This is a genomic window from Polaromonas sp., assembly GCF_030682935.1.
Taxonomy (GTDB): Bacteria; Pseudomonadota; Gammaproteobacteria; order Burkholderiales; family Burkholderiaceae_C; genus Polaromonas.
In genome coordinates, this window is record NZ_JAUXNA010000323.1 from 1 (window position 1) to 4097 (window position 4097).

At 60.4% G+C, this 4097-nt stretch carries 3 protein-coding genes, 1 pseudogene and 2 riboswitches; of the genes and pseudogenes, 2 read left to right on the forward strand and 2 right to left on the reverse strand.

Annotated elements, in window-relative coordinates; genetic code table 11:
• Window positions 1-630: pseudogene (gene gcvT, locus Q8K05_RS14885) on the reverse strand (glycine cleavage system aminomethyltransferase GcvT); the annotation flags it as partial.
• Window positions 631-677: 47 nt separating this feature from the next.
• A riboswitch (glycine riboswitch) is annotated at window positions 678-779 on the reverse strand.
• 21 nt (window positions 780-800) lie between these two features.
• Window positions 801-904: riboswitch (glycine riboswitch) on the reverse strand.
• Between the two features lie 45 nt (window positions 905-949).
• Entirely contained in the window at window positions 950-1924 is a 975-nt protein-coding gene (locus tag Q8K05_RS14890) for a LysR family transcriptional regulator (protein WP_305247410.1), read from the reverse strand.
• A gap of 136 nt (window positions 1925-2060) precedes the next feature.
• On the opposite strand from Q8K05_RS14890, the gene Q8K05_RS14895 reads away from it, so the two are divergent.
• A complete protein-coding gene (locus Q8K05_RS14895) occupies window positions 2061-3800 on the forward strand; it encodes an IlvD/Edd family dehydratase (RefSeq protein ID WP_305247411.1) in 1740 nt (579 codons plus the stop codon).
• Between the two features lie 72 nt (window positions 3801-3872).
• Window positions 3873-4097, forward strand: a 225-nt coding sequence (locus tag Q8K05_RS14900; protein WP_305247412.1) for a dihydrodipicolinate synthase family protein, incomplete at its 3' end; no start/stop codon positions are given.

Consider the following 4097-nt stretch of genomic DNA (forward strand, 5'->3'; position numbering starts at 1 on the left):
AAAGCCGTCCTCGCCGGTGTAGCCGCTGCGGGTCACAAAGCAGTCGCAGCCCGCCACCGTGAAGCGGCCCCCGCTCATGAAGACCAGCTTCTCAACACCGGGCGCCAGGCGTTGCAGGGCGGTGACGGCCTGCGGCCCCTGCAGCGCCAGCAGCGCCAACTCGGGCAAAGGGATGACGTCGCAGCGGCTGCCAATTTTTGACTGGATATGCGCGATGTCGCCCGCCTTGCAGGCGCCGTTGACGATGATGAAGATGTCGCCGCCGTTCGCATAGTCACGGTTGACGAACATCAGGTCGTCGATGATGCCGCCTTCGTCGTTGAGCAGCAGGCCGTAGCGCTGCTTGCCCGCGGGCAGATCGATCACATCCACGGGAATCAGGCTTTCGAGTGCGGCGGCAGCGCCCGGCCCGACCAGGCGCAACTGGCCCATGTGCGACACGTCAAACAGGCCGGCCGCCTGGCGTGTGTGGAGGTGCTCGGCCATCAGGCCCGCAGGGTATTGCACCGGCATGCTGTAGCCGGCAAACGGCACCATGCGCGCGCCCAGCTCAAGGTGCAAATCGTGCAGCGGCGTTTTGAGAAGAGGCGCTGCCGTGGCAGCAGGGGCGTGGGAAGGTGTATCGGACATGGCGTTTTCCGGAAGGGCATACATGAATCCATGGTCAAAAACCATGGGCTGCCCCTGCTGTCCACTTTACCTGAGAGATTCGCCTGGCGATGCAGGGTTGCTCCTTCGGTGGGCCGCTTTGAAAACGGCCTCTCTCCAGTAGGGAACGCCTCCCGGCGTCGTGCGCTGGGGGGCGGTTGCCAGTCCTTTTGCCTGAGCGTTCAATGCACCATTGGGGGTGTCACATGCGCCTTCGGCGGTTTTCACGGTGAAAACTCTCTCCTGGGAGGGGAAGTGTAGCCGAGCGGAGTGGCCTGCTATCCCTACCGTTCTCCGTAATTTATCGACCCATTCCGGTTAAATAGATTTGCGCCGCGATGGCTCGCACGTGCTTCAGCAGCAGGTTCGCGCCAGGTGACGGCAAATGATTGCGCCGCATGATGATGCCGAAGCTGTCCATCTTGCAGGGAAGTTCGATGGGCAGAATCGCTAACTCGCTTGACTGCACGTAATAACGTGCGACCTCCACCGGCATTACATGCAGGAAATCGGTTTGCTGCAGCAGGCTCTTGATAACCGACATCGAAGTGGTTTCAACCACGTTGGACGGCGTTTCCAGATCAATACGGCGAAACATCATGTCAAACCGGTGGCGCAGAATGCTGCCGCGAGGCGACAGTATCCAGCTGGCTGCGGCCAGGTCTTTCAATGTGAGGTCGCTGCGCGCCAGCATGGGATGTCCGATGCGCGCCACCGCGCACTCGGTTTCCTCCGACAGGTCTTCGTACAGCAAGTTCGACTCATCCTCCTGCTCCAGGATTCGTGCGATCAGAAAATCGAGTTGCCCGCGCTTGAGTCGCTCCAGCAGCACATCGCTGGTGTCAACCTGGACGCCGATGCAAAGCCTTGGGGCTTCTTCCTTGGTGCGCACGATCACCTGGGGCACCAGCGTCATGGAGGATGTGATGATCACACCGATGTTGACCTGCCCCGACAGTCCAGCCTGCAGCGTTGCAATCGAATCTTGCCCTTGCGACAGGTTGGCGAGTGCCATCCTCACATGGCGGATCATCGTTTCGCCATAAAGCGTCGGCCGGATGCCGCGCGGCAGCCGCTCGAAAAAAGGCACGCCGAAGAGCTCTTCAATGTCCTTCAGCATCTTTGATGCTGCGGGCTGGCTCATGTTGGTTTCCCTGGCGGCTTGGTGAATGTTTCGCGCCTCGTCCAGGGCAATCAACAAAAACATCTGACGGGTTTTGAGCTGGGTGCGTACTCGCCGCGCAAGGCCTGTGTCGCTGAGGGGGCTGTTGGTCATGGGATTAATCGCAATTGCAGTCTGGATAATCGATATATAAAATTGTATCGGTTACTTGAATTTATTCATTTGTTTTGCATTGTGCAAGTCCCTAAGATCCTGCAAAACGTCATAGCTATCAGATCAAGGAGACAAGATGTCCAACCCAAAAAACCGTGTGTTGCGGTCAGCCGCCTGGTTCGGCAGCAGCGACAAGAACGGTTTCATGTACCGCAGCTGGATGAAGAACCAGGGCATTCCGGACCATGAATTCCAGGGCAAGCCCATCATCGGCATCTGCAACACCTGGTCTGAACTGACACCCTGCAACGCGCACTTTCGCAAGATTGCCGAGCATGTGAAGCGCGGCATTTCCGAGGCGGGCGGCTTCCCGGTCGAATTTCCGGTGTTCTCCAACGGCGAATCCAATTTGCGACCCACCGCCATGCTGACACGCAATCTGGCCAGCATGGATGTGGAGGAGTCGATTCGCGGCAACCCGATGGACGCGGTGGTGCTGCTGGTCGGTTGCGACAAGACCACGCCCGCTTTGCTGATGGGCGCCGCCAGTTGCGACATCCCCACCATCGTCGTCACCGGTGGCCCGATGCTCAACGGCAAGCACGAAGGCCGTGACATCGGCTCCGGCACCGTGGTCTGGCAACTGCATGAAGCGGTCAAGGCGGGGCAAATCACCTTGAACCAATTTATGTCGGCCGAAGCCGGCATGTCGCGCTCGGCGGGCACCTGCAACACCATGGGCACGGCCTCCACCATGGCTTGCATGGCCGAGGCGCTCGGCACCTCGCTGCCGCACAACGCCGCCATTCCGGCGGTGGATGCGCGCCGTTACGTGCTGGCGCACATGTCAGGCATGCGCATTGTGGACATGGTGTGGGAGGACCTGAAGCTGTCCAAGGTGCTGACGCGCGAAGCGTTTGAGAACGCCATTCGCGTCAATGCGGCCATTGGCGGCTCCACCAATGCGGTGATTCACCTGAAAGCCATTGCCGGTCGCATCGGCGTGCCGCTGGAACTGGAAGACTGGACCCACGTGGGCAAGGGCACGCCGACGCTGGTCGATCTGCAGCCGTCGGGTCGCTTCCTGATGGAAGATTTTTATTACGCGGGCGGTCTGCCGGGCGTGCTGCGTCGCATGGGCGAGGGCGGCCTGCTGCCGCACAAGGATGCGCTGACGGTCAACGGCAAGTCGATCTGGGACAACGTGCTGGACGCCCCAATCTACAACGATGAAGTCATCCGGCCGCTGGAAAAGCCATTGGTCGAAGACGGCAGCATGTGCATTTTGCGCGGTAACCTGGCGCCGCGCGGCGCGGTGCTCAAGCCTTCTGCGGCCACGCCTGCGCTGATGAAGCACCGGGGCAAGGCGGTGGTGTTCGAGGATTTCGACCACTACAAGGCGCGCATCGGCGACCCGGACCTGGATATTGATGCCGACTCGGTGATGGTGCTCAAGAACTGTGGCCCCAAGGGCTATCCCGGCATGGCTGAAGTCGGCAACATGGGCCTGCCGCCCAAACTGCTGGCGCAGGGGATCACCGACATGGTGCGCATCTCGGACGCCCGCATGAGCGGCACCGCCTACGGCACCGTGGTGCTGCATGTGGCGCCCGAAGCGGCGGCCGGCGGGCCGCTGGCGATTGTGCGTGACGGCGACTGGATCGCTCTCGACAGTCATGCAGGCAAGCTGGACCTGGAAATCAGCGACGCCGAAATCGCGCAGCGCCAGGCTGAATTGCAGGCCAAGCCAGCAGCGCCGACAAAGGGCGGCTACCAGCAGCTGTACATTGACCGGGTGTTGCAGGCCGATGAAGGCTGTGATTTCGATTTTCTGCTCGGCTGTCGCGGCGCTGAAGTGCCCAGGCATTCGCACTAAAAATGCCAAAAATGCGTCATGCGTTCAACCCTGTCCTGACCGTGCAAACCCTGCTGATTTAAAGCGACCCCTATGACGCCACCAAAGACTCCGCGCTACAAAGGCGTTTTCCCCGTGGTGCCCACCACGTTCACCGAAAGCGGGGCGCTTGATCTGCAAAGCCAGAAGCGCTGCGTCGATTTCATGATCGACGCGGGCGCCAACGGCCTGTGCATTCTGGCGAACTTTTCGGAGCAGTTTTTGCTTTCGGATGACGAGCGCGAAGTGCTGACGAAAACCATCCTTGGGCATGTCGGT

Excerpts from the sequence above, each read along its gene's own strand:
- Q8K05_RS14890 (WP_305247410.1), bottom strand. The coding sequence starts at position 1,924 with ATGACCAACAGCCCCCTCAGCGACACAGGCCTTGCGCGGCGAGTACGC.
- Q8K05_RS14895 (WP_305247411.1), top strand. The coding sequence starts at position 2,061 with ATGTCCAACCCAAAAAACCGTGTGTTGCGGTCAGCCGCCTGGTTCGGC.